The organism is Psychrobacter pygoscelis (genome assembly GCF_004335015.1).
In the GTDB taxonomy this organism is placed as follows: Bacteria; Pseudomonadota; Gammaproteobacteria; order Pseudomonadales; family Moraxellaceae; genus Psychrobacter; species Psychrobacter pygoscelis.
The window spans coordinates 124,237-149,152 of sequence record NZ_RQRU01000001.1 but is presented as its reverse complement, the minus strand read 5'-3'; the positions used below and the strand labels follow the sequence as shown (position 1 = coordinate 149,152).

The 24,916-nt window shown below is 43.9% G+C and carries 19 protein-coding genes; 14 read left to right on the top strand and 5 right to left on the bottom strand.

Translation table 11 applies throughout. The features are described 5' to 3' along the window. Positions 1–36: 36 nt before the first annotated feature. On the bottom strand, positions 37–423 hold the full coding sequence (locus EGV92_RS00505) for a DUF2237 family protein (protein WP_131667270.1): 387 nt from the start codon (positions 421–423) through the stop codon (positions 37–39). Positions 424–1,157: 734 nt separating this feature from the next. Between EGV92_RS00505 and EGV92_RS00500 the strand changes: the two genes are divergently transcribed. Both EGV92_RS00500 and EGV92_RS00495 read left to right on the top strand, forming a co-directional pair. Further along, positions 1,158–2,468, top strand: a complete 1,311-nt coding sequence (locus EGV92_RS00500) for an ATP phosphoribosyltransferase regulatory subunit (RefSeq protein WP_242678547.1) — start codon at positions 1,158–1,160, stop codon at positions 2,466–2,468. 163 nt (positions 2,469–2,631) lie between these two features. Further along, positions 2,632–3,921 carry an adenylosuccinate synthase gene (locus tag EGV92_RS00495; protein ID WP_131667269.1) on the top strand — a complete coding sequence of 430 codons (1,290 nt, stop codon included), beginning with the start codon at positions 2,632–2,634 and terminating at the stop codon, positions 3,919–3,921. A 390-nt stretch (positions 3,922–4,311) separates the two neighbouring features. On the opposite strand, the gene EGV92_RS14295 is transcribed toward EGV92_RS00495, so the two are convergent. Further along, positions 4,312–4,524: a transposase gene (locus EGV92_RS14295; RefSeq protein ID WP_341352797.1), complete on the bottom strand. Its 213-nt coding sequence runs from the start codon at positions 4,522–4,524 to the stop codon at positions 4,312–4,314. Positions 4,525–4,755: 231 nt separating this feature from the next. Here EGV92_RS14295 and EGV92_RS00485 point away from each other — a divergent pair, with 231 nt between their 5' ends. The 11 genes from EGV92_RS00485 (at position 4,756) to EGV92_RS00435 (ending at position 19,474) form a co-directional block, all read left to right on the top strand. Further along, positions 4,756–5,196, top strand: a complete 441-nt coding sequence (locus EGV92_RS00485) for a MaoC family dehydratase (protein ID WP_131667268.1) — start codon at positions 4,756–4,758, stop codon at positions 5,194–5,196. Positions 5,197–5,410: 214 nt separating this feature from the next. After that, positions 5,411–5,842 carry a nucleoside-diphosphate kinase gene (gene ndk / locus EGV92_RS00480; RefSeq protein WP_131667267.1) on the top strand — a complete coding sequence of 144 codons (432 nt, stop codon included), beginning with the start codon at positions 5,411–5,413 and terminating at the stop codon, positions 5,840–5,842. Positions 5,843–6,311: 469 nt separating this feature from the next. Continuing rightward, the gene (gene rlmN, locus EGV92_RS00475; protein ID WP_131667266.1) at positions 6,312–7,508 is read left to right on the top strand and encodes a dual-specificity RNA methyltransferase RlmN; all 1,197 of its coding nucleotides are present in this window, start codon (positions 6,312–6,314) and stop codon (positions 7,506–7,508) included. A gap of 458 nt (positions 7,509–7,966) precedes the next feature. Next, on the top strand, positions 7,967–8,833 hold the full coding sequence (gene pilW, locus EGV92_RS00470) for a type IV pilus biogenesis/stability protein PilW (RefSeq protein WP_242678546.1): 867 nt from the start codon (positions 7,967–7,969) through the stop codon (positions 8,831–8,833). Then, entirely contained in the window at positions 8,824–9,714 is an 891-nt protein-coding gene (locus EGV92_RS00465) for a helix-turn-helix domain-containing protein (RefSeq protein ID WP_131667264.1), read from the top strand. The genes pilW and EGV92_RS00465 overlap by 10 nt, the downstream gene beginning before the upstream one ends. 241 nt (positions 9,715–9,955) lie before the next feature. Next, complete coding sequence (gene ispG, locus EGV92_RS00460; RefSeq protein ID WP_131667263.1) at positions 9,956–11,071, top strand: flavodoxin-dependent (E)-4-hydroxy-3-methylbut-2-enyl-diphosphate synthase; 1,116 nt, start codon at positions 9,956–9,958, stop codon at positions 11,069–11,071. Between the two features lie 186 nt (positions 11,072–11,257). Further along, on the top strand, positions 11,258–12,565 hold the full coding sequence (gene hisS, locus EGV92_RS00455) for a histidine--tRNA ligase (protein WP_131667262.1): 1,308 nt from the start codon (positions 11,258–11,260) through the stop codon (positions 12,563–12,565). 275 nt (positions 12,566–12,840) lie between these two features. Further along, positions 12,841–13,683: a YfgM family protein gene (locus EGV92_RS00450; RefSeq protein ID WP_131667261.1), complete on the top strand. Its 843-nt coding sequence runs from the start codon at positions 12,841–12,843 to the stop codon at positions 13,681–13,683. Positions 13,684–13,814: 131 nt separating this feature from the next. Further along, a complete protein-coding gene (gene bamB, locus EGV92_RS00445; protein WP_131667260.1) occupies positions 13,815–15,029 on the top strand; it encodes an outer membrane protein assembly factor BamB in 1,215 nt (404 codons plus the stop codon). Positions 15,030–15,162: 133 nt separating this feature from the next. After that, positions 15,163–16,614, top strand: a complete 1,452-nt coding sequence (gene der / locus EGV92_RS00440) for a ribosome biogenesis GTPase Der (protein WP_131667259.1) — start codon at positions 15,163–15,165, stop codon at positions 16,612–16,614. Positions 16,615–17,578: 964 nt separating this feature from the next. Next, on the top strand, positions 17,579–19,474 hold the full coding sequence (locus EGV92_RS00435; protein WP_131667258.1) for a sensor histidine kinase: 1,896 nt from the start codon (positions 17,579–17,581) through the stop codon (positions 19,472–19,474). 146 nt (positions 19,475–19,620) lie between these two features. On the opposite strand, the gene EGV92_RS00430 is transcribed toward EGV92_RS00435, so the two are convergent. Both EGV92_RS00430 and EGV92_RS00425 read right to left on the bottom strand, forming a co-directional pair. Further along, on the bottom strand, positions 19,621–20,787 hold the full coding sequence (locus EGV92_RS00430; protein WP_131667257.1) for a D-alanyl-D-alanine carboxypeptidase family protein: 1,167 nt from the start codon (positions 20,785–20,787) through the stop codon (positions 19,621–19,623). A gap of 467 nt (positions 20,788–21,254) precedes the next feature. After that, on the bottom strand, positions 21,255–21,674 hold the full coding sequence (locus EGV92_RS00425; RefSeq protein ID WP_131667256.1) for an MCR_0457 family protein: 420 nt from the start codon (positions 21,672–21,674) through the stop codon (positions 21,255–21,257). A gap of 647 nt (positions 21,675–22,321) precedes the next feature. On the opposite strand from EGV92_RS00425, the gene EGV92_RS00420 reads away from it, so the two are divergent. After that, positions 22,322–23,098 carry a M23 family metallopeptidase gene (locus tag EGV92_RS00420; RefSeq protein ID WP_131667255.1) on the top strand — a complete coding sequence of 259 codons (777 nt, stop codon included), beginning with the start codon at positions 22,322–22,324 and terminating at the stop codon, positions 23,096–23,098. Positions 23,099–23,373: 275 nt separating this feature from the next. Here the strand turns inward: EGV92_RS00420 and EGV92_RS00415 are convergent, their stop codons facing one another. Then, complete coding sequence (locus EGV92_RS00415; RefSeq protein ID WP_131667254.1) at positions 23,374–24,834, bottom strand: peptidylprolyl isomerase; 1,461 nt, start codon at positions 24,832–24,834, stop codon at positions 23,374–23,376. Positions 24,835–24,916: the final 82 nt, after the last annotated feature.

Genomic DNA, 24,916 nt, shown 5'->3' with positions numbered 1-24,916 from the left:
ATTAGGGGCTGCGGAGCATTCAAATATTAGGGCTACTTATAAAGCGTATTTCATCAAAGTGTCGATATCGACAAGCGTCAGTAAGCTTTCGTGACAAGCCTCGAGCTTTAAAGGTGGGGCGACACCATCATGAAGAGCTTCTACCCAGCGCATGGCACAAATACACCAGTAGTCGCCAGGCTGCAGCCCCTTAAAGCTATATTCTGGCATGGGTGTGATTAAGTCGTTGCCGCGTTCAGCTGAAAAGCTCAGAAATTCGCTGGTCATTTTAGCGCAAACAGTATGTTGCCCAGTATCATTCATCCCCGTGTGACAAAAGCCATTTCGATAATAGCCAGTAATAGGGTCAAAGCAGCAGCTGGCAAGCTCAGTACCTAGGACGTTACGTAGGTTAACCTCAGGGTTAGGATGTAGCTCAGTCATAAGAGGATACCTTATTCAGATAAAATGTAGTGATAATGAAGCAAAACAATAGCGCCGGTCTTTGATGTTGCAAATATGATGTTAGTGTAAATGATGAGTATGATTGATGGCTAAGTCAAAGGGGCTACTATGCTGTCTGATACTAAAAAAATAGTATCACATTCCGTCGCTAATAACCGTAATTTGTCAGAAAGCGTCTAAGGTCCGCAGCAAATGCTATAGCAATCAATGGCTCAACTGACTGTATAAATACAGACTTGTTCAATAAGCTCGTCCAGTCGATTATCTTCTAAGATTGCAGCGACTTATCTGTCATTGCCCTAGTCGAAGTCGGTACGCTATGCTAGACTAAGCACTAATTAAACGAGGCAAGTTATCAAACTGCTAAGACAGTCTATCTGCTATAGGTAATCTAGTATTATTTCGTCTAAAGCCACTTCTGTGTAGATCATCTATGGCTTAGCTAGTGTAGATAGGCTATCTAGTGCGAGCAATGTCGCCATGGATTTACTATAGAAGTATAGTATAGTAGCTTTATTAGTGGTTGAAGCCTTATACTTAGTAGTATTGGCAGTAACAGTATAGCTGATTGTCTAGCTGTGCTTATACTTAGGATAGTATATGGTGCATCGAAGGTAGCGATTGCTGTATGTTTGGTCTTCCTCACACCCCCATACTTAAATAACTATAACCAACGCTTTGGCCGCTTTAATTGCGCCAAACAAGGATTGATTGTGTCTGCAAGTTCTGATTCTATAAATAACTCAGCCTTAACAAAATCGGTTTCGACTTCAGCGCAGCTGGCCAATGTGTCAGACATTGCTAATATTTGGCTATTGCCCGATGGCGTGACAGATTTATTGTCAGAGGAGGCCAAAAAGCAGGAAATATTACGCTTCCAGCTGACGCGTAGACTGGTACGTTGTGGCTATGAGCTAATCTGCCCACCGATGATAGAGTATACTGAGTCGCTTTTGAACAATGCCTCAGAAGATCTGAAGCGTCAGACCTTTAAGATCATTGATCAATTGACAGGCCGGTTAATGGGGGTTAGAGCCGATATTACCCCGCAGATTTTACGTATTGACGCGCACCTAAATCAGCACCAAGGTCGCCAGCATATTGCTCGCTATTGCTATGCTGGGCATGTGATTCATACATTACCAACAGGACTTTTTGGCTCTAGAACGCCGTTGCAGCTTGGTGCTGAAATCTTTGGTTGTGCTGATATTGTGGCTGATATTGAGCTTTTGGATGTCCTGTACGCGTTGTTAGACAGTATAGATATTCAAGCGACCTTGCATGTCGATATCGGTCAAGTTGGCATCTTTAAACGTCTTTGTGAGTTGGCGCAGATTAGTGAGGCAGAAGCACAGCAGCTTATGACTCTCTACGCTAATAAAGCCTTGCCAGAGCTTGAGCGCTTTAGTCATGAGCTGTCGATGGGAGCGGATTTCTACGCATTAGCCGCGCAAGGACATGATATGACAGCGCTTAATAACGCACTGTCTGATACGGCGCGTCAAGATGAGCTTATCAATCAAGCCATGAGCCAGATAGCTAATATCAAGCAGCATTTAGAGCAGTCTTGGCAGTGTCAAGTCAGCATAGACATTACTGAGTTATCAGGTTATCACTATCATACTGGTCTAGTATTTAATGTTTATCTAAATAATGAGACGCAGCCGGTTGCTCGTGGTGGTCGATTCGATGGGATGGTGATTGGCAAGTCTTCTTTCACTAGCGGTAATGCAGAGCCATCAGCTAAGGAAGAGAAGCGCTCAGCGACGGGCTTTAGTTTGGATCTAACCAGATTGCAAAGTTATATTGCCTTACCAGCTCAATCATTAGTCGTTGTTGATTATGACTCTTGTCAGAATCTAGATACAGCTGCTCAGCAGCAGTTAGAGGCTAAGATTAATGAGCTACGTGGTCAAGATTATAAGCTGCGCGTCATTAAGCCCTTATCGGCAGACGATAGCCTAGAAGCTATGAGCCACCGTTTGATCTTTAAAGACGGAGACTGGCAGTTAGAGAGCAAGTAGTCTCAAGTTACAGTCTTCGGCCGTAATAAAGCTCACAAGTACTTAGACTTACTATTAGTATTATGAAATTAAAATTATTAGCGATATCAGGGTATTACTACCAGATATTGCTGATGTTATTCGCTTACAAACACCCACTATTTAGCAGTTATAAGGAACCACTATGGGAAAGAATGTTGTCGTTTTAGGCAGTCAATGGGGGGATGAAGGTAAAGGCAAGATTGTCGACTTGCTTACCGAAAAGGCCTCTGCAGTTGCTCGATTTCAAGGCGGTCATAATGCCGGTCATACCTTGGTCGTAGACGGTAAAAAGACAGTATTGCACTTGATCCCATCAGGTATCTTGCGTGATGATGTGACTTGTTTTATTGGTAATGGCGTCGTATTGTCACCTGAGGCGCTACTCATCGAGATGAAAGAGCTTGAAGACAATAATGTACCAGTGCGTGAGCGTCTACGTATCTCGCCAAACTGTCCGTTAATCATGCCCTATCATGTCGCCTTAGATCAGGCCCGTGAAGCCAAGCGCGGTAGTGGCAAGATAGGTACGACAGGTCGCGGTATCGGCCCAGCTTACGAGGACAAAGTAGCGCGCCGTGCTATCAAGCTTGCTGATCTATTCCGTAATGATCTTGAAGAGAAGCTTCGCAACCTTATCGAGTATCACAACTTTCAGTTGACTAAATACTACAAAGTTGACGCTATCGACTTTGATCAGACTTACGCCCTATGCCAAGAGTGGCGCTCGGCACTGTCAGGCTTGGTTTGTGATGTGACCGAAGAGCTAAATCAGCTACGCCGTGCGGGCAAGAACCTAATGTTTGAGGGCGCTCAAGGTACCTTACTAGATATCGACCATGGTACTTATCCGTTTGTCACCAGCTCTAGTGTTACCGCTGGCGGTGTGTCTACAGGTACTGGTATTGGTCCATTATATTTAGACTATGTATTGGGTATTACCAAAGCCTATACCACCCGTGTTGGTAGTGGCCCATTCCCAACTGAGCTGTTTAACGATGTTGGTGCTCACTTGGCCAAAGTCGGTCATGAGTTCGGAGCAACCACTGGCCGCGCGCGCCGCTGTGGCTGGTTTGATGCTGAAGCATTACGCCGCGCTGTGGTACTTAACTCACTCTCGGGTATCTGCTTAACTAAGCTTGATGTTTTAGATGGCCTTGAAGAGATTCGCATTGGTGTCGGTTATGAGCTTCCTGAGACCGAATGTGAAGGTGCGAACGATGCTGAGTTTTATGAGTCGGTGACACCGAAATACGAGACGCTACCAGGTTGGAGCGAGTCTACCGTTGGGGTGACCAAGTATGAGGATCTACCAGAAAACGCTAAGGCCTATATCCAGCGTATCGAGCAGCTCATTGATTGCCCAGTTGATATTATCTCCACCGGTCCTGATCGTGATGAGACTATCGTCCTTCGTGACCCGTATGATGCGTAGATAATAGTTGTAAAATAGTAGTGATTTAAATTCATTTAGAGCCTCATAATATTATGAGGCTTTTTTGTAGGCGGCTGTTGATGATACAAGCTAGGAGCAGTTCGACTTGAATTAGCCCCATCAGCATAGGCAACCAGCGATGCAGACAGTCAGTAATATAGAGTGTCAACGATATAATGGCCTCATAAAATAAGCCACTGGTAAAGGCTCACTCAGTATCGTCACGTATTTTAAATCTAATCCCTATTAGAACGTACCTTTAATGTTAAATAAAATAGGGTGATAATTCTCATAAGACGAAATAATTGAACCAACATACCGTATAAATTTACCAAATTGTCTAAACTTCCTAAATTTTAATTAATTTTGCTGTCTTCTGTGATCGGGGTGCTACCTATAATTAAGCCTCGATAAAATCGATACAGCCCATGTCTTCTCAATAGGGCTCAAATCAGAGCTATATGGCGGTAAAAATAACAGGCGATGGCCATGTCTGTTAAGGAGTGGTTGTACTTGTTTGTGGAAGCTGAGGACTGATAACGATGGTACAGAGGGTATATATTCATCCGTAGGGTGTAGATGACAGATTTGATAGATGTCCAAATACTCAGAAAGTTGCTCTTGTAGAAAGTAATGGATATTTATCAAATGATTTTTCCGTAGATTCAAAGATAGAGCTATACTTCTGACTCGATCAGAACGACTCCAAGATTAAGGATCAATATTATTTTGACATCATTAATGTTGGTAGAAAAATGTTAGAAAACCCTAATTGACTATTAAAAGATGTACTTACTACAACAGAGTAACTATTTTAGACAGAGTAATTATTAGATGGAAAAGCAATATCTTGAAGACCTACAAGTCGGTGACAAGTGGACAAGCCGCGAATATCCCCTGACCTCTGATGATATTAAAGCGTTCGCTAGCGATTACGATCCGCAGCCCTTTCACCTAGATGAAAAGGCTGCTAAAGATACATTCTTTCAAGGACTTGCAGCGAGCGGTTGGCAGACAGCAAGTATCACGATGCGATTGATGGTGGAGACTATTCCTATAGCTACGGGCTTGATTGGCGCTGGAGGGGAGATAGACTGGCCACGGCCGACACGCCCCGATGATAGCTTACACATCGTCGCCGAGGTAATTGAGATTAAGCCATCACGCTCCAAGCCGGATCGTGGTATCGTCACGGTACAAATAGATACCTTGAATCAGAATAACGAGCCAGTGCAGCGGTTTACCTGCAAAATGGTTGCTTTTCGCTCAGCTTAGCTTATAAGAATAGCCTAAGTAATAAATATTAGACCAATTGACCCTATCATTTATTCAGTGAATCATTATAATAGGCGTCAATCAGATAACGATACCGAAGGCTGCCTCATAACGAATCAATAGATTCATGAGCTAATAGCCAGTCAGTATCATTATTATTAATCCATATTTACCTTTATTGTGTTTTTTATCCACTATTTATTAGGAGTCTTTTATGGCGATCGAACGTACTTTATCTATCATTAAGCCTGACGCTGTTGGCGGCAACCATATCGGTGATATCTATAGCCGCTTTGAGAAAAACGGTCTAAAAATCGTTGGGGCAAAAATGCTTCATCTTGATGACGAAAAGGCTGGTGGATTTTACGCTGAGCATAAAGAGCGTCCATTCTACAATGACCTTAAGTCGTTTATGACCTCAGGTCCTGTTCTTGTTTCTGTACTTGAAGGCGAAAATGCTATCGCTAAGCACCGTGAAATTATGGGCGCGACCAACCCAGCCGAAGCTGCTGATGGTACTATCCGTAAAGACTTTGCTTCTAGCATTGATGAAAACGCTGTTCACGGCTCTGACTCTGCTGAGTCTGCCAAACGTGAAATCGCTTATTTCTTTAATGATGACGAAGTACTAGAGCGTACGCGCTAATCTTGCAAGATTGCTTGCTCAGTGCTGCTTTAAAGCATGCATAATTGGGCAAGATGTTTTGGAACGGCTGAGCGATTGCTTGGCCGTTTTTATATTGCGCCATAACAGGCTTTGACATAGTAAGGCGTGGCCTCATTTACCGAAACTAACGTTTAAGTGACTTAAAACGACGATAGCCGTTATTCGCTGGGTCAATCTTTGCAAATTGTCTAGACAAGATGTCTGTATTCTTTGTAAGGATTACTTTGCTTGACAAAAGTCACTCTCATTGTAAGCCTCAAGCGCTAATTGAGAACACAGCCTAGCTTCAAGAGTTATTAGCGTCCGAGCCGCTGTTGTCATAAGTCGCACGAAACTGATATGACGGCTAGAGGCCAATTACGTTATAATACCTCGTAAAATTACGATTACTCATCTTCGAACACAAATAGTGCTTCGCGATTTAGCCACAGCCAATTGATACCACGCCATGACTAAAATACCCCTCATCTATACCCCTGAGCCATTAGAGACGCCTGATCATAAGACCAATCTACTTGGTATGAGCCAGACTGAGCTTGCTGATTACTTTAAATCGATTGGCGAGAAGCCGTTTCGTGCCACACAAGTTATGAAATGGATCTATCAGCACGGCGTGACAGACTTTGAAGAGATGACCAATCTGTCTAAAAAGCTGCGTGATAAACTGAGTGCTCAGGCTTGCGTAACCGCACCAAAAGTAATGCATAAAGAATTTAGCGATGATGGGACGCGTAAGTGGGTCTTTGAAGTAGCTGGTGGCTCTCTTGTTGAGACGGTTTTGATTCCAGCAGATGACAGTAAGGCGCAGGGCCGTAAGACACTATGTATCTCGTCACAAGTAGGTTGCGCACTGGATTGTAGCTTCTGTAGTACCGGCAAGCAAGGCTTTGAGCGCGATCTGAGTGCCAGTGAGATTATCGGTCAGCTCTGGGTGGCAAACGCCTCTTATATGGAAGGGGTCGACAGTCAAGATTGGCAAAATCATGTGACTAATGTCGTTATGATGGGTATGGGCGAGCCACTACTCAACTATAAGCCAGTAGTAGCGTCTATGAGTATCATGCTATCAGACCATGCTTATGGCTTGTCCAAGCGCCGAGTCACATTATCGACCTCAGGCGTTGTGCCTAAGATGTACGAGTTGTATAAGGACATCGATGTCGCATTGGCTATCTCCTTACATGCGCCCAATGATGAGCTTCGCAATGAGCTAGTACCTATTAATAAAAAGTATCCACTTGAGCAACTAATGGCCGCTGCTAATGCCTATGTGCATGACAATAACCCGCGTCACAAAAAGCATGTTACGATTGAATACGTCATGCTAGCAGGGGTTAATGATAGTGATGAGCATGCCTATGAGCTGGTAGCACTGCTTGATGACTTGCCTAGCAAGATCAATCTAATTCCCTTTAACCCTTTTCCCCATGCTCCTTATGGTCGTTCTAGTAATAACCGCATTCATGCCTTTAGTAATATCTTAAATAATGCAGGCTTTGTTTGTACTATCCGTCAGACAAGAGGCGACGATATCGATGCGGCTTGTGGTCAGTTGGTCGGTCAGGTGGCTGATCGGACGCGGCGCTCGGCAAAATGGCAGCAGAGCATCAAAGATCGGCTCCAGCATGAGCAGAATGACGCTTAAACCGACTTGACCCAATTTAGGGCAGTCATTTATAGTCATCTGCTAAGTCAGATTAAGCAGTGCTTTAATCCCAAGCAAACATAGCGCTAATAAGCGGTATAGAGGAAAGGTGGTTCTGATATTAAGGTTAAATTCACTTTAATTTCACAACACAGCCAATTATGGTCGGTATTATTATAAGTTGGAATATGCTATAAAGTTGGCTCAGTATATTTCTATCAATATTAACGAGATACAAATTTATAGTATCAAGCAAACCTTCAGTATCAAGGGCTTGGCAAAATCAGTATTTTGCTTTGATGTGATAACCTTTAGGGTTGCTGATACAGTGACTGAGACCCCTATTACCACTGAGTTAGCAGTGAGAGCCTTATAGGCGTAAATGGTATGATAGATACCGCTAGCTATCTTGAAATAGTGACCGTTGTAAACTTATGAAAAGACTGCTGAGAAAAAGTATGCAAAAGCACATCTCGCTCAATAAGCCATTGCTACCTGCCGCTTTAATGGGCATGGCGGTGACTTTGCTATTAAATGGCTGTCAAAGTACGGCGGTCAATGGAGTAGAAGAGGCGCAGTATCAGACCAGTACGCAGCCCACAAATACCTACCGTCGTAATAAAGGTGAGATTGCTCAGGTACGCACGTCATTGGCGGCTCAGTATATCCGGCAAAAAAATCTAGACGCTGCTAAGCGCCAGCTTGAAAAAGCGCTAGACGCCAATAGCAGATATGCGCCTGCCTATGATATGATGGGCGTTTTGTTACAACAAGAAGGCAGCCGGATAAATCTGCAAAAAGCAGAGGGCTACTTTCAAAAGGCAATTGCTCTTGATCCTGAGTTTACCCAAGCGCGTAATAATTATGGGGTATATCTGTCCCAAATACAGCGCTATGCTGAGGCCGTGGAGCAATTTGAAATCGCTGGTGCGGCGCTAGGTTATGAAGGGCGTATTAGCGCACTTGAAAACTTAGGTCGAACGCAATTGTTGCTCGGAGATAAATCCGCTGCGACTCAGTCGTTTTTGCGTGCGTTAGAGGGCAGTCGCAATAGTCTGATAGCTCATATCGAGTTGGTAGACTTATTGATCGACGCTGGGCGTATCTCACAGGCGCAGAGCTTATATGAAGAGACGCTGCTTATTACTCAAGGGACGCCATTAAGCCCGCGGCTACTGCTGCAAGGTATTAAACTTGCTGCAGCGCAAAATAATATTAGTGATCGTCAACAATTGGCGCAGCAGCTTTTATCCAGTTATCCACTTAGTAGTGAAGCTAAACAACTTAAGACTTGGCTTAACAATCCAGAGGCATCATGGAAATAACCAACCAACCCAACACATCCACAACCAATTCGCCTTCGTCGTTTGGTGCCATGCTATTAAAGGCTCGCGAAAAACAACAAATAACGCTTGATGAGGCTGCCGCTGAGCTGTTTATCTTAAAGCGTCATTTGCAAGCCCTTGAGCAGGAGAATTTTGAATCACTGCCTCAAGTGACTTTTGCCCGCGGCTTTGCAATTAATTATGCTAAGTATTTAGGGTTAGATCCGCATCAAGTGGCAGCAAGCTTTGATGCTGCATATCCTAATGAGCTGCGAACTACGGCGGTGGGGGATATTGAGTCGCCATTACGACCGATGGGTACATTGCAGCGTGATGGGCGTACGAAAATTCGCTTTAACCCTTTATTACTTATCGCGATTGTTGCCCTCATTGCATTAGCGGTGTTTTTATTAAGAATGGTAACTAATGCCAGTGAAGACACGCCTGAGCCGGTTCAAAGTATCGAGACCATTACTGCGGCTGAGCAGACTGAAGGTGCGGCGATTGACAATGCTGGGATAGCTATCGGTACAACAGATACGGCTTCATCAGCTATTGGCGCGTCTGGAGCAGCTATCAATCTTGATACCGATAGTGCAGCGGCAAATACAGACAATGAAGCTGGTGCTAGTACTACTGCTGAAAATGCTACTTTGGACTTCTGGGTAAAAGCAAATACCAATATCAGCGTAACCGATGCCAATGGTCAATCGCTAATGAGTGGTCAACAAGGCCGTGGTGGCTACAAGGTCTCAGGAACACCGCCATTTCGTATTCAAATCGATAAGGTGACGAATGTTTCTTTAAATCTTAATCAAGAGGCAGTAGCGCTCAGACAGTATGCTACGAACAACCAAGCGAGCTTCACATTAGCGCCATAAAGTTGTGATAGCTTTTAAAGCGTGTTGGCTCATATTAATATTGGCAACGAATTAATGTTGGTAACGAAAGTCAGCGACTGGGCTGATAGGTGCTATTTGCCAATTTATAGTTTTTGCTAATGACTATTTTATGAGTTAGCGCTAGTTAACTATCACTCAGTGAGTTCATTTTAAGTCTTTGGGTTTGTTTGCGCCATTACCCTCAATAATAAGTCATTATTAAGCGATCGAGGACAGTATTATGTCAACGCCTTCTCCCATTAAACGGCGACTGACCAAGCAGATATTCGTAGGAGACGTCGCAGTTGGCGGAGATGCGCCGATTAGCGTTCAGAGTATGACCAATACGGATACCTGTGATGTCGCAGCGACCGTAGCGCAGATTAAGCGCTGCGTCGATGCTGGCGCTGATTTTATGCGTGTTTCTACGCCGACGATGGATACAGTAGAGGCATTTGCCGAGATTCGTCGGCAAGTCAGCGTACCTTTAGTAGCCGATGTGCATTTTGATCATAAGATAGCTTTAGCAGTAGCTGAGGCTGGCGCTGATTGCTTGCGTATTAACCCAGGTAATATCGGCAATGACCAAAAGGTTCGTGAGGTCGTTGCCTGTGCTCGGCATCATAATATTCCAATTCGTATCGGCGTTAATGCAGGATCACTTGAAAAGGATCTACAGCGCAAATATGGTGAGCCGACAGGTGAGGCTATGCTTGAGTCGGCGCTGCGTCATATCGATATTTTAGAGCGACTGAACTTTGATCAGTATAAGGTCTCTGTAAAGGCGAGTAATGTATTCTTGACCCTTGATGCTTATCGTCTAATCTCGGCGCAGATTGACAACCCATTACACCTTGGGGTGACGGAAGCAGGGGTCTATCGAACAGGAACGGTTAAGTCAGCTATTGCTCTGGGCGGATTATTGCTCGATGGTATTGGTGATACTATCCGAATTTCGCTAGCAGCTGAGCCAGAAGAAGAGATTAAAATTGGCTTTGACATCTTAAAGTCATTGAATATCCGCGCCAATGGGGTGAACTTCATCGCCTGTCCGAGTTGCTCTCGTCAAGAATTTGATGTGATCAGAGTGATGAATGATTTAGAGGCTCGTCTAGAAGACATTCGTGAGCCTATGAATCTATCGGTCATTGGCTGCAAAGTGAATGGGCCGGGGGAGGCCAAAGAAGCTGATATTGGCATTGTCGGCGCAGCGCCTAACTCCTTAGTCTACCGAATGGGTAAAAAAAGCCATCTGATCGATACTAATCAGTTGGCAGATGAGATTGAGAAGATGGTTCGTGCTCATGCGGCGGACTTAGAAAAGCAAAGAGAAAATGAAATAATCCGCGTCAAATAATGGGGCTTATTGAAATACATATTAGCTACTTCAACAGTAGTTATTTGCATAATTGCTACTATAGATAGTAGTTACTGTATTGATAGCGCATTATTTAGTCAGCTTTAGCAATTTGCAAAAGTTTTTAGTATTAGCATAATTTTGGCAAATTTAAGATAATAAATAGAGTTAAGTAGTAGGACGTTCATGATCAAAGCAATTAAAGGCTTTAACGATATATTACCGCCGCAAAGTGCCCATTGGCAGCGTCTAGAATCAATTTTGGCAGACGTGATGGCGCGGTATGGCTATCAGCAAATGCGCCTGCCTATCGTTGAACAAACGGATTTATTCGCGCGCGCTATTGGCGGGGCTACCGATATTGTCGAAAAAGAGATGTATAGCTTTACCGATAAGTCTGATCCGCCAACGCCGCTGACCTTACGGCCAGAGGGTACGGCAGGCGCTGTTCGCGCTGTTATTGAGCACAACATGCTTCGTGGTGACAATCCCAAGCTTTGGTATATTGGACCGATGTTTCGCTATGAGCGGCCACAAAAAGGGCGCTATCGTCAGTTTCACCAACTAGGCGTTGAGAGCTTTGGTAGTGAGCTGCCTGATGCCGATGCTGAGCTAATTGCCATGACTTATTCAATGTGGCAGCAATTGGGCATTGATCATGAGTTAACTTTACAGATTAATAGTCTTGGCGAGATTGATGAGCGCCGAGCCTATCGTGAGGCCTTAGTAAGCTATCTTACTGACAAAAAATCACAGCTGGATGAAGACAGTCAACGCCGCCTTTCAAGCAATCCACTACGGATTTTGGACAGTAAAGATGCGCAGACTCAAGCGTTATTGAATGACGCTCCTGCTCTAAGTGACTTTTTGGGTGAACAAAGCCTTGCGCATTTTACCAAACTTCAAGGTTATCTTACCGCGTTAGGTATTCGCTATGAGATTAACCCACGCTTGGTTCGCGGCTTAGATTATTATAATAAAACTGTCTTTGAATGGGTCACGGATAAGCTTGGTAGTCAAGCAACGGTGTGTGCTGGTGGCCGTTATGACGGCTTGATTGGTCAGTTAAAATCAATGGGACAAGACAAGGGCAAACCTGTCAAATCTGAGCCAGCAGTTGGCTTTGCAATGGGACTTGAGCGCTTGCTGCTTTTAATAGAAGCCATTAATCCTTTTGAAGAAGTTACTGCCTGTGAAGTATTTATTGCAGCGCACCCCGATGTCTATGAGCAAGGCCTAATATTCGCAGAACAACTGCGCCGTAGCCGTACCGACCTTCGAGTTAAGATGGCTTCTGCTACCAGTCTTAAGTCACAAATGAAGAAGGCAGATAAGTCGGGCGCTAAGGTGACCGTTATTATTGCTCAGCAAGAAGTTGAGTCTGGCACTATTAGCGTTAAGAATATGCAGACAGGTGAGCAAACAACTCAAGCTCAAGACTGGTTTGCAGATATTAATAATAGTGTACTCCCTAAAGTAGCTAGAGATGAGTAGCGGATACGAATAGCTGCTCTTATTCACATCATCCTTAGAGAAGAGTAGGCAAGCCTGCTGCCCGATACTTACTTGGTTGTTGTAAATAAGTGTCAGTAAGTAGATAGGCGTAATTTATGAGTCACTGCGTAGGTACAATAGCTAAGTAGTTATTTAAAGCAGCTATTGCTACGATGCTGTTGAGCACTATTATTTGACTCCTGTGGTAATTAAACAATGCTAGCAAAGCATTTGTCATTTTTATTTATTAGATATTAATGGGCTAGGTAAGCACTATGGCGAAACTTCAGACTACTCCCAGAGCTGATGACAATCAGATGGAAGCTTTAAAGACTTATGGTGGTTATATAGTCACGGCTATTTTAGTAGCATTAGCGGGGTATTTTGGTTGGACTTATTGGCAGATGCATCATGCTCGAGTAGATACTGTTGCTGCAGATCAATATGCAGATATTCAACAGCTCAATAATGAAGTGACTTTAGCGGCGCAGAATCCAGATTTAGAGGCTGAGGCGCAGCAACAATTGGCCAGTAACCAAGAGCAGTTAAACACCGATATAGATACTTTAGTATCGGCCCACGGTGATACGATCTATGCATGGCAGGCCTTATTGGTCAAAGCCAGACATCAAGCGGATGCTGAGGATTTTGCTGGAGCCAGTGCCACCCTTAAGCAGGCATCCGCCATAGATCTTCAAGATGCTGGATTACAAGCCATCACTCAGCTTCGTTACGCCCAAGCGCAGTTAGCAGATGGTAAGGCTGATGCAGCGTTAGAAACATTATCTCAAAAACTGCCTAGTACCTTTGAGGCCAGTAAACAAGAGTTATTAGGTGATGTTCATCTGGCAAAGGGAGATAAGTCAGCGGCCAGTCAAGCTTATAATAATGCTTGGGAGCTATTGCGAGATCGCCAAGAGAACCGTGCGGTGTTAGCTGTGAAGCTTGAGAGTCTTGGGATTGCCGCAGAGCCAATCGAAGGGCCTGAGAGCCTAGTCAATACTTCACCAGCTGCGATATCGTCGTTAGCTGCACCTAATGAAGCGGCAGCGACAGATATTGATGCTGCTGCTACGGCAGAAGCAACTGGAGGAGCGCCGGTAGAGCCTATTAGTTGATCCATGAGGGCCAGTGTTTCAAGAGAATAGAAGATAATGCTGGAGCATAGCTTATGCTAGATAGCGACTATCTTAACTGTTCTTTTTAACCACCCTTTTTAACCTACGTCTATTTGTCGTGAGATTATAAGATGACCGAATTAAACGCTAGAATACGCCAGACTGTCTTTGGTACCAATTCCATTAAAACCACTCTATTATATTCGGCATTGATTGGCGTATTGGCCACCCAAGTCGTCGGTTGTAATCGAGGTATTAAGCCTGAAGTTCATGAACCGGCGAAGTTGATTAAGTTGGCACAGCCAGAGACGGTTTTGCAGCCTACATTCAGTGTTGATGTCGGTAATAGTAAAGCCAACAAAAAAGACCCGCTGGACATGCAGGTTGGGTTTGGTCGTTCGCGTCTAGTTGCTGCCTCGCGTGGTGGTACTTTATCCGCTTTTGATTTGGCTGGTAAGCGGTTATGGTCTATCGATGTAGGTGAGCCGGTGACCGGCGGAGTAGCTTATGACGAGGCGAGTCAGACCGCGGTAATCAGTACTCGCTCAGGCAAAGTTATGGCTTTTGATGCGCAAACTGGACAGCGCCGCTGGCAGCAACAGCTATCCGGTAGCGTATTGACACCAGCTTTGATTAAGAATAACCGTGTGGTGCTGTCGGCTAATGATGGGTTTCTACACGGTTTATCCTTACAAAGTGGTCAGTCAATCTGGCAGTTTGCCACTCAAGTGCCGGCGATTAGTGTCCGTGGTAGTGCTCAGCCTACTTTGTTAGATAATGATACAGCATTACTTGCCACAGCTGATGGCCGAATTCATGCCATAAGTATTGAGTCAGGTATTCCCCTATGGTCGCGCCGCATTGGTCTTGGGGTGGGCAGTAGTGAGATTGAGCGGATGAGCGACGTGGATGCTAAGCCTGTCGTGGATAATAATCAGCTATTTGCGATTAGCTATAGTGGTCAGCTTATTGGTGTGGATTTATCAAGTCGACAGATTATGTTTGTCAACGAAGCGGCTAGTATCCGTAGCTTGGCGCTAACGTCTAATTTGGTGATAGCCACGACCCTCGAAGGTGACATCCGAGCTTATAATCGTAATTCCGGTGAGTTGGTATGGCAAAGCGATGCACTGGCTTATCGACAGCTTACCAATCCTGTGATGCTAGGTAACTATCTGGCCGTTGGTGATCTTGAAGGCATCGTGCATATATTTGATATGAATAGCGGTGAGATTGTCAGCCGAGTTCAGACCAAAGGCGCATTAACCAGCCTGCAAGTAGCAGGTAATCTGCTGATGACCCAAAGTACCAGTGGTCAAGTGACCGTCTGGCAATTGGCTCGCTAGTTACGCGTAATATAGCCAGATTAGGCTTATATTAATGTGCCCTTTATTATGGGCGTCCAATTAGTTTATTAATTTATTAAAGCAGTCGGTTTGTACGCCACTGCTTTTTCTGCCTTAGCAAAGAGAGTCTCGCATGAGTATTAAGCCTGTGGTCGCCTTAATCGGCCGTCCTAATGTTGGCAAATCAACCTTATTTAATCAGATTACCCGGACTCGACAAGCCTTGGTGGCGGATCTTGCAGGATTGACTCGTGATCGTCAATATGGTGACGCCAGTTATGAAGGCAAGTCTTTTATTGTTGTGGATACCGGTGGTATTGGTGAAGCCGACGATGGTAGTGGCAATATCGATGACTATATGTCTGAGCAGTCGCATACCGCAATTCACGAAGCCGATATCATCGTATTTGTTGTCGATGCTCGCGCTGGTATTATCGGCTCTGATGAAGAGATTGCAAAATTTTTGCATACCCTTGGTAAGCCCGTCTATATCGTTGCCAATAAGGTTGATGGCGTTCACGACGCAGCGCCAGTAGAGTTCTACTCCTTAGGCTTTGGTGAGCCGTACCCTATGTCTGCCAGTCATGGTCGTGGCCTTGCCAATCTATTAGATGACTTAACGGTAGAGATGCCTGAGCAAGAGGTAGAAGAGACCCCGGATGGTCTTAAGCTTGCCGTTATTGGCCGTCCTAATGTGGGTAAGTCAACCTTAGTCAATCGCTTGCTGGGAGAGGAGCGAGTCGTCGTATATGATATGCCTGGAACGACGCGAGATAGCATCTATATCCCCTATGAGCGCGAAGGCAAAAATTATGTATTGATTGATACCGCAGGGGTACGCCGCCGTGGTCGAATCGATGAAAAGGTCGAAAAATTCTCAGTCATCAAAACATTACAAGCAATCAAAGACTCGAATGTGACGATCATAGTTATTGATGCGCAAGAAGGCATTGTCGATCAAGACTTGCACATGCTAGGTTTTGCTCTAGATGCTGGCCGAGCCATAGTTATCGCCATTAATAAATGGGACGGCTTGAGTGATGATCAAAAAGATTTGGTCAAAAAAGAGATGGATCGCCGCTTTCATTTTATTCCCTATGTTAAGGTGCATCTAATTTCTGCCTTGCACGGTACTGGGGTAGGTAATCTCTATCCGTCTATCCATAAAGCTTATCAATCCGCTATGTTTAAAGTATCGACGAACAGGCTGACTCAGATTCTTCAAGATGCAGTCACTGCGCATCCACCACCGATGGTAGGAGGTCGCCGGATTAAGCTGCGCTATGCGCATATTGGCGGCCATAATCCACCGGTTATTGTTATTCACGGCAACCAGACCGCCTCATTGCCCAAAAGCTATCAACGCTATTTGGAAAATCAGTTTCGAGAAGTGTTTAAGCTTGAGGGAACACCGCTGCATGTCGAATTTAAGATGAACGCTAACCCTTATGCTGGCCGCAAAAAAGTAGTGACAAAAGAGAAGGCACAGCAGCTTCGTCAGCGCAAAAAGGCACAAAGCTACAAAAAAACTGACAAAAAAGGCAATCGAAAGAGTGACAACAAGGGCGGCAGTAAGCATCGCTAATACTGGTGTATTGCTGTTGATATCCCTGTTGCTGCAGTCTTAGCCTACAGTTAGCTTTATCCTAGAGCGCATTAACTTTATGTCACAGAGTTAATGCGCTTTGATATTTTGCTGAACAGTATCAGCGCTACATGAACACTCTGAATGACTGATAAAATCAATCTGAGAAGCACATTATCCATGCGTAAGACAGATTAAACTATTGATTGACTATGCCTAGTTTAAAGTTATTAACTATAGTTAATCCTATTGAAAACTGATACGTAAAACAGTAGCCGGTATAAATTTACTGGCTAGAAGTTATGAGATGATTGAGGCGGGTGTAAATTTATGCCAGCGATTTTGTATCCAATCTAAAATGGCTTGACTATACATAAAGATAGGGTTAACCCTCTTACTCGGATGCAGGTCACATTGGACTGCGGTCTGACTTAGTTGATTCATTTCGCCAGTACAGCTGTTTTTTTTCTTTTTATTATTTCTAAAATATATCGTGCTAGGATAAGGAGATTGAATAGTTTACATATAAATGCTATTGAAATTGGTTAAACTATGGTTGCCTACACAATAATTACATGGTAAATATCTAAGTGCCAAACTAACTGTCTATTTAAATGGGCTATTTAAGATGGGCAATAGCTAGATAATGTAGGCTTAGCTTATCATATGGTCTTTAGTTGAGAGCGCGTCCTCGTGCATAGACACTGACGTTTAATCGACTTAAAATGCCTATAGCTTAAATAGGCTAGGTTAGTCTTAGTAAATTTTGCAGTGTCCATATGTGTGTATTCTCGACATAGCGGCCTCTGACTGACACAATTTATCTTATTTTAAGTCTTATGGCCTAATTGAGGTCACGTCATAATTAAATTATGCTTAAGCATCCGTCATAGTGGTGGCATTATGACAGCAAATTGCCACTAAAATCATTATAAATAAATATAATCTTGGTCATTAGTCTATCATGAGCCCACGTCCTCCTAGAGCCATTACTTCTCTTCTACGCGCCACTATTATTACCGTCATTAGTCTAGTAGCTTTATTAGCAAGTACGGTCTCAATGACCTGTAGCTTGGTGCAAGATTACAAAGTCAAAATTAGCCATGTCAAACAATTAAGCCAGCTTTTAGCCAGTAGTGCCTCTTCTCCTGAGGGGGTAGATTTGGTCGCAGAGCAGGTGAGTGATATTTTAAATAGCGACCCTATCCTAGATAGCATTATTTTTTATTCTATTGATCACCCTATTGATCGTACCGATTCGAATGAATCCGCGTGGCGCTATGCGTTATTTGCAGATACCACGAATATCAATCATGCAGTGACCAGCCGGTACTTTGCCCAGGCGGGGCGTCCCGATATTGCCGATAATAACCCAGGCTTAACTGCGGACACAGTAGAAGACAATACGCTGCTAGGGTATATTAGTATTGCGATTGATATAAAGGCTTTTAGAAAAGCATGGTTTTCGGAATTTAAGTATATTTTATTGTTAGTCATATTCTTGACGCTATTTAGCATCTATTTGATTCTTAAATTACTGACCAAGCCTGTTAAACAATTCGAAAAACTGGCCAAAGTCAGCGAAGAGGTTATCAATAATCCTAAGCTTAAACAGCTCCCTGTGCTGCAGCAAAGTCGAGAGCTGCAAGAGGTGAATCGTATCAAAAAAGCGATGGTCACGCAGTTTGATCGCCTAGTAGAGATGCAAAAGGAGCATGACTCACTCAAAGCCTATGAGCAGCAGTTACAGAGTAAAGATCTGTCTTTAGATGTTCAGCGCAGCAGCTTTCAAAGCATGATTACGCATGAGTTAAAGACCTCGCTCAATGCTATATTTGGTGGCTTACAGCTACTGAGCAATCATTACCTTAGTAATGAGCAACAAGATGCGTTAACGATTATTCGTAAAGGCAGTCAACAACTCGACTTCACGCTTGAGCAGATTATTCAGTTAAATAGAATTGAGAAAGGGCAGGTTGGGCTGAATCTTGTGGAGTTCAATCCATTGCAGCTCATTTCAGATTTGATGGCTGAGTTTGAGCCAATAGCCAAACAAAAAGGGCTGTTATTGACCAGTCAGATAACCCATATCGACTATAAACTTGAGGGTGACGTCAATAAGATTCGACTGATTCTTTCAGCGTTATTGGACAATGCGATTAAGTTCACCAAGACTGGTAAAGTCACCATCGAGTCGCATCTTAATCACTTTGATAAGAATACCCGCTGGAAGGTCAGTGTCATTGATTCGGGCATTGGCATAGAGGCCCATTATCTAGAGGATATATTTACCCCGTTCTTTCAGATAGATCCCTCTATTAATCGTGAGTTTGAAGGCGTTGGAGTGGGGTTGGCACTAGCTAAACAAATGGCGCAGCTACTTGGCGCTGTACTGACAGTAGAGAGCAAACCGAATGAAGGCAGTACTTTTAGTGTCACAGTGCAGTTGGATGACTGGCAAAGGCAGCATGATAAGTATCTTCTTAGCGGGGTTAGGGCGCTGTACTATCATCAAGAAACAGTACAGGTTCCGTTGTTGCCTAATAGGTTAGGCTTATATGGTCTAGACATAAAAGTATTGCAACATGTGCAATCTGTGATTGAAATAATCACCGATAATACGATCGACCTGCTCCTCATCTCAGAAGATGTGCTGCCTACAAAAGCTATGTACTTAGCGCAAAAAGTTCGGAGTTCTGAGTCCGCCAGTCGGACGTTGATAGTCTATCTTTTTGATAGCAATGAACGTATGGATATTTTAGAGTCTGATCTAAAAGCCGCTGGCGTTGACTACTGCCAAGAGGCTGCAATAAGAACCCATGATTTAGCCACTAAGCTTAAACAGTGGTTAATTATATAATAAGTATGCGCTACAGTTAATCCTAGCAAACCTTAGTGCCCTGACGAGCTTCGCTACTGGTGATTTTACTTGCTAGTGAATAGATAGCAAAATAAAAACCCTAAAGTGTTGTGGCACTTTAGGGTTTTGCGAGCTAATAGTCTTTCTTAGAATAAGTCTTTGATCCAGTGCACCACGTGTTGCCACATGCGGCTCATAAAGCCTGCTTGCTCGATATCCTGAGTAGCAATAACTGGAACCGTGGCCACTGCCTTTCCATCAAGTATCGCTGACATCTCACCAATTTTCTGACCTTTGGTGATGGGGGCTGCTACATTATCTGGAATATTGACAACGGTAGTGATCTTATTCTTTTGAGTCTTAGTCGTTAGTACTTGCAGGGTATCTGCAGTCACCACCTCGACAGTATCCTCCATACCAAAGCGCACTGGTAGCTTGGCGACAAATTGATTGGCCGGTGCTTTGACGACAGTCTCAAAATGGCCAAAGCCCCAGTTTAATAGTTCACGAGACTGATCTGCTCGCTCCTGCATACTACCAGCGCCCATAATCACAGAGATGAGGCGCATATCATTGCGCTTACTGGAGGCCACTAAGCAGTAACCAGCCGCATCAGTGTGACCAGTTTTTAAGCCGTCAACGGTAGGGTCAGTGATCAATAAGGCATTTCGGTTGCCTTGGGTAATACCATTGTAGGTAAACTCTTTTTCAGAATAAATACTGTAGTAATTATCGCTATCTTTAATAATAGCGCGCGCAAGCTTCGCCAGATCCATGGCTGAGGCCTCATGCCCCTCAGCTGGCATACCAGTGGCATTCACAAAATGCGAATTGGTCATGCCGATTTTAGCGGCTTGCTCATTCATCAAGGTAGCAAAGGCTGACTCACTACCGGCAATGTGTTCAGCCATCGCTTTTGAGGCATCATTACCAGATTGAATAATAATACCGCGAAGCATATCGATAACACTGGCAGACTTATTGACCGGCACGTACATACAGGACTGCGAGCTACTGCCTCGGCACCAAGCATTCTTACTCATCAATACCTGGTCATCTTCTTTTAAGTCGCCGGACTTAAGGCGCTGCTCAATAATGTAACTGGTCATCATCTTGGTTAAAGATGCCGGTGGCAGAGGTTCATCAGCATTCTTCTGCGCTAAAATAGCACCAGTATTGTAGTCCATCAACACATAGGCACTATTGTCCATTTCAGGCTGCTCAATATCGGCAAGCGCTGGAAGTGTCACTAACGACATACCTGCTAAAGTGGCTACTGAAATAAGTCTATGTTTTAAGCGAAGGTCTGTCATAACTGTCTACACCACATCATCAAAGCGATTAAAAAAAATGAGTCTTATACTGCTAAACCAATCTTGAATTGGCGGTAGTAGAATAAGAAAATAAGGGGACTATAGTAGCAAAATGGCTATCAGGTATAAATAGCAAAAATCTAGATTCAAGCAATAGTTAGCAAAATACTAAAGCCTTAGGATAATCGAAGGCTAGCAAAATAAAATCTACAAAATACAGTCGATTATCGAGACTATAAATGAGACATAAAAAAAGCACGAGCGCATCGTGCATGGGTCAATTATCTTAATGAGTATTTAGAACAATAAGAATGACATAAGATATTGATAACATTAAATAAAGAACGTTAAGCCAGCATCGAATAACTGACTAATGAATTCAGTAGTTATTCGATGGATAATCCTGGTTTAAAAGAATTGCTTTAAAATAAGCTGACAACAGCTTCCTTAAGCCATTGCTGCTTTAGCTAAAATGAGGCATTGGCTAAGTCTTCACAAAGCGCTTTATTGTCTTTTTTCGAAAATCCTAGCGTCCAACTACGAATACCTTGTAATATCTGCCGGTAGTCTTGCTGCGTAGATAGATACTGAATAGCCGCTTTGGGGTCTTCTAGAGTCGGCATTAAGACATGCAACTGAGAGTTATAGGACTTATAAAAGCGCTGCTTTTGTGAGTCACTTAACATCGGTGGACAAATCTCTGACAATACGTGCATAACGGCAATTTCATGCTTAGTAATGTTCATACCTGTCATATCGACTGGAATGGTAGTATTAGAATTGCTTGCTGCAGCAGTAATCTGAGACATTAAAGACAAACCAACAAACGTTCCAATAACGCTAAGTTTGTTTAACGCTTTGGTACCGAGAGCTTTAGGAGTAGTCATAAGCAGATCTTTTGTAGATAAGTTTGATATCTTAGGAAGCATTGACAGAGGGTTCATTCGGTAGCACACTCGCTTACAATTGTTATAAATCTATGGTAATGGGAAAAAATTTAAAAGTCACACAAAATATTTTGATAAGTGTAGACGTATTGTGTCCTAAGCTCAAGATTCAGCAACATTCATACGCCTTCAATTCTACAACTCCATTAAAATTAAGCCAGTCTGAATACTCTGTAATGTTAAGTTATTAAGCTGCTAGAATAATTGACATCACAACTACCCGTATTAGGATAGATAGGTTAGTTATAATCGGTGCTATATCATGCTCTTAATAACGGCATTTTTTGCAGGTTGCAGGTATGACAGGTGCTTAAATTCAATACAATAGGTACTTGATAAGTTTTGTCTTACGTTTGTAGGTCCATCACTATTATTATAGAGGCTTATTTAAAGGGTTGTGGTGTTGTCTCTAGCAACAAGGACAGGGCGTAAAAGCCACTTAATAAGGCTGAAAGGCTAGCTTGACTATAGCACATCATTGTACACTACACGGCTTGAACTTTATGCAGGGTGTAGCAATACCTCAGCAGCATTTGGGTGTCCATTAAGAGTGGATGTATCATTTGCTAATTCGGATAGGAATAATTATGATCACCAAGAACACTTGGCCAAAATGGCAACTGGCTATCGGTACGGCTTTAATCATTGGCGCGTCTGGTTGTGCCACTAGACCCACTTACCAGTCGGGCGTGCAAAGCTCACCTAAGATTACCACTAATGCTCAAGGTGTCCCTAACTATTACCGTGTACAGCGCGGCGACACTGTCAGCCAAATTGCAGCGCGATATGGCTTAAATTATCGTCATATTGGTGCGATTAATGGCTTGGACAGTCAATACACGATCTACTCAGGACAATGGCTGAAACTGTGGCAAGGGGACAATTCAGCACGGTCCAATACTCGCAACACGTCTAGAACTTCGCCTTCTAGAACTTCACTACCACCTATGCAGTCAACGCCGACATCGCCATCTTATGGTTCAACAGCGGCAGACACTAAAGGCTACATCTACCCAACAAGCAATCAAATTATTCGTAACTTTGATGAAAGGTCTGGGGTGATGGGAATGTGGTTCGCGGGCCGAGAGGGCGATCCAGTAGTCGCTAGTCAGTCTGGGGTGGTGCTATATGCCGGTGATGGTCTTCCAGAATATGGCAATCTTATTATGATTCGTCATGGACAGGACTATATTACCGCATATGCTCATAATAGTCAGCTATTGGTCCAAGAAGGGGATCAAGTTCAGCGCGGTCAGCAGATCGCCACTATGGGCAGAACTGGTCAGACGGATCAAGTCGCCTTAGAGTTCCAAGTGCGCCACAAAGGCAACCCTATTGATCCACGTTCGACCCTAGGTAGATAGGCAGATAGGCAAGAGAGAGTCATCTTTTGCTAGCACATTCGCTATCTGATGAATAATAAAAAGCCTCTATAGTGATAGAGGCTTTTTTACGGCTATTGTCAGAGGAATAAGCTATAGTTAATCCTATCTAAAACTGACACGTAAAAGAGTTGCTGGTTTAAATTTATTGGCTACAAGTCATGATATGACTGAGGCGGATATAAATTTATTCCAGCGTCTTTGTGTCAACTCTAAAATGGATTGACTATAGTAATAGCAATTAGCTCAAGCTTGTATTAATTATTGGCTGGGTTACCCAGTATCTGAACGTACGCACCCGCTCGTAGCTCTTGTAGCCAGTCTTCTTGGGCTTGCGGTGCCATACGCTGATACAAAGCGTCTTGAGCGAGCTTACGACGATACTGCTCGCTGACATCTTGCTCACGCTTATCTAATACTTGAAGAATATGCCAGCCAAACTGGGTCTTAAATGGGGTAGAGAAGTCGCCTACTGGAGTTTTTGCCATCATCTGCTCAAATGGTGCGACCATAGTATTTTCTTCTACCCAGTCTAGATCACCGCCACGACCTGCTGAACCGAGATCGTCAGAGTAGGTTGATGCTAGATCGGCAAAGTCGGCGCCGCGGCGTAGCTGCTCATATAAGTCATTGATTTTTTGCTGAGCCAGCTCTTCAGATTGTAGCTCATCGACTTTGACTAAGATATGGCGGGTGTGCCACTGCGGGACAACCAGTTTGTCACTGCTTTTCTTATCCGCAAGCTTGACAATGTCAATGCCTTCAGGAGTGATAATCGGCTCACTAACCTCACCAACTTTGAGATCAGTAATGACACTGGCCAATTGCGTAGGAAGCGATGCCGCCTTATGAAAGCCCATATCACCACCTTGTAGGGCAATAGGGTAATCGGCTTGTACCTGAGCCATCGCAGTACTCACATCAATATTAGAGCGGCTTAGTACCTGATGTAACTCCTGCGCCACTTTAAGAGCGCTCGCGCGTTGCTCATCAGACAGACGGCTGTAATCATCTAAGTATGGTACACGAACGTGAACAGTCTGATATTCACTTTGGTTGAGTCGACTGGCTTCAGGAGAGGCCAAAAATGCATCAATATCTTGATCTGTAATCCGCACGCGACTCGCAATTTGGCGCTGCTGTAGAGCTTGGATGGCCGCATCTTCAATAATTCTTTGGCGCATGGCAGCATAACTTCCAGGCTGCGCTGAGTCTAAGCGCTGCTGTAGCTCCGCTAAGCTGCTAGCCCCTTCGGCCTGAGCGATTTGTCCAAGACGGGCATTGACTACTTTTTCGTCAGGCTTGATACCCACCCGATTGATTAATGATAATTGTAACTCACGTAGTATTAAGGCATTTAGCACATCAGATCGTAGCTGGCTTGCAGCTGGTAGAGTCTCACCAGTCGCAGCAGCTCGACGCCGTGTTTGTACTATGGCGTTTTCTAGCTCACTCTTTAAGATGGTATTGTCATTCACAAGAGCAATGATGCCGTCAGTGCTTGCCGAGCTATTAGTCGCTCGGCTATCGGTACCATTAGCTTGGGCAATGGCTATCTTACGCTGAGCATCGACTGTATTTGGTCTATTAGTAGGCTGCGCCGCTTTATCAGTTTGAGTGTCGGCCGCATGGGCTGAGGACATCATGCTCATACCAGCGCCAATACTTATAGCCAGCATTGCAGCTCCACTGAAACGTTGAAAAGATAAAACTGTCATGAAATTCCTCATAAAATTTACTACCACAAATAGTTGGGTCTCACGTCTTAAATGAATGTTTAGGTTCATCAAGTAGCGTTAC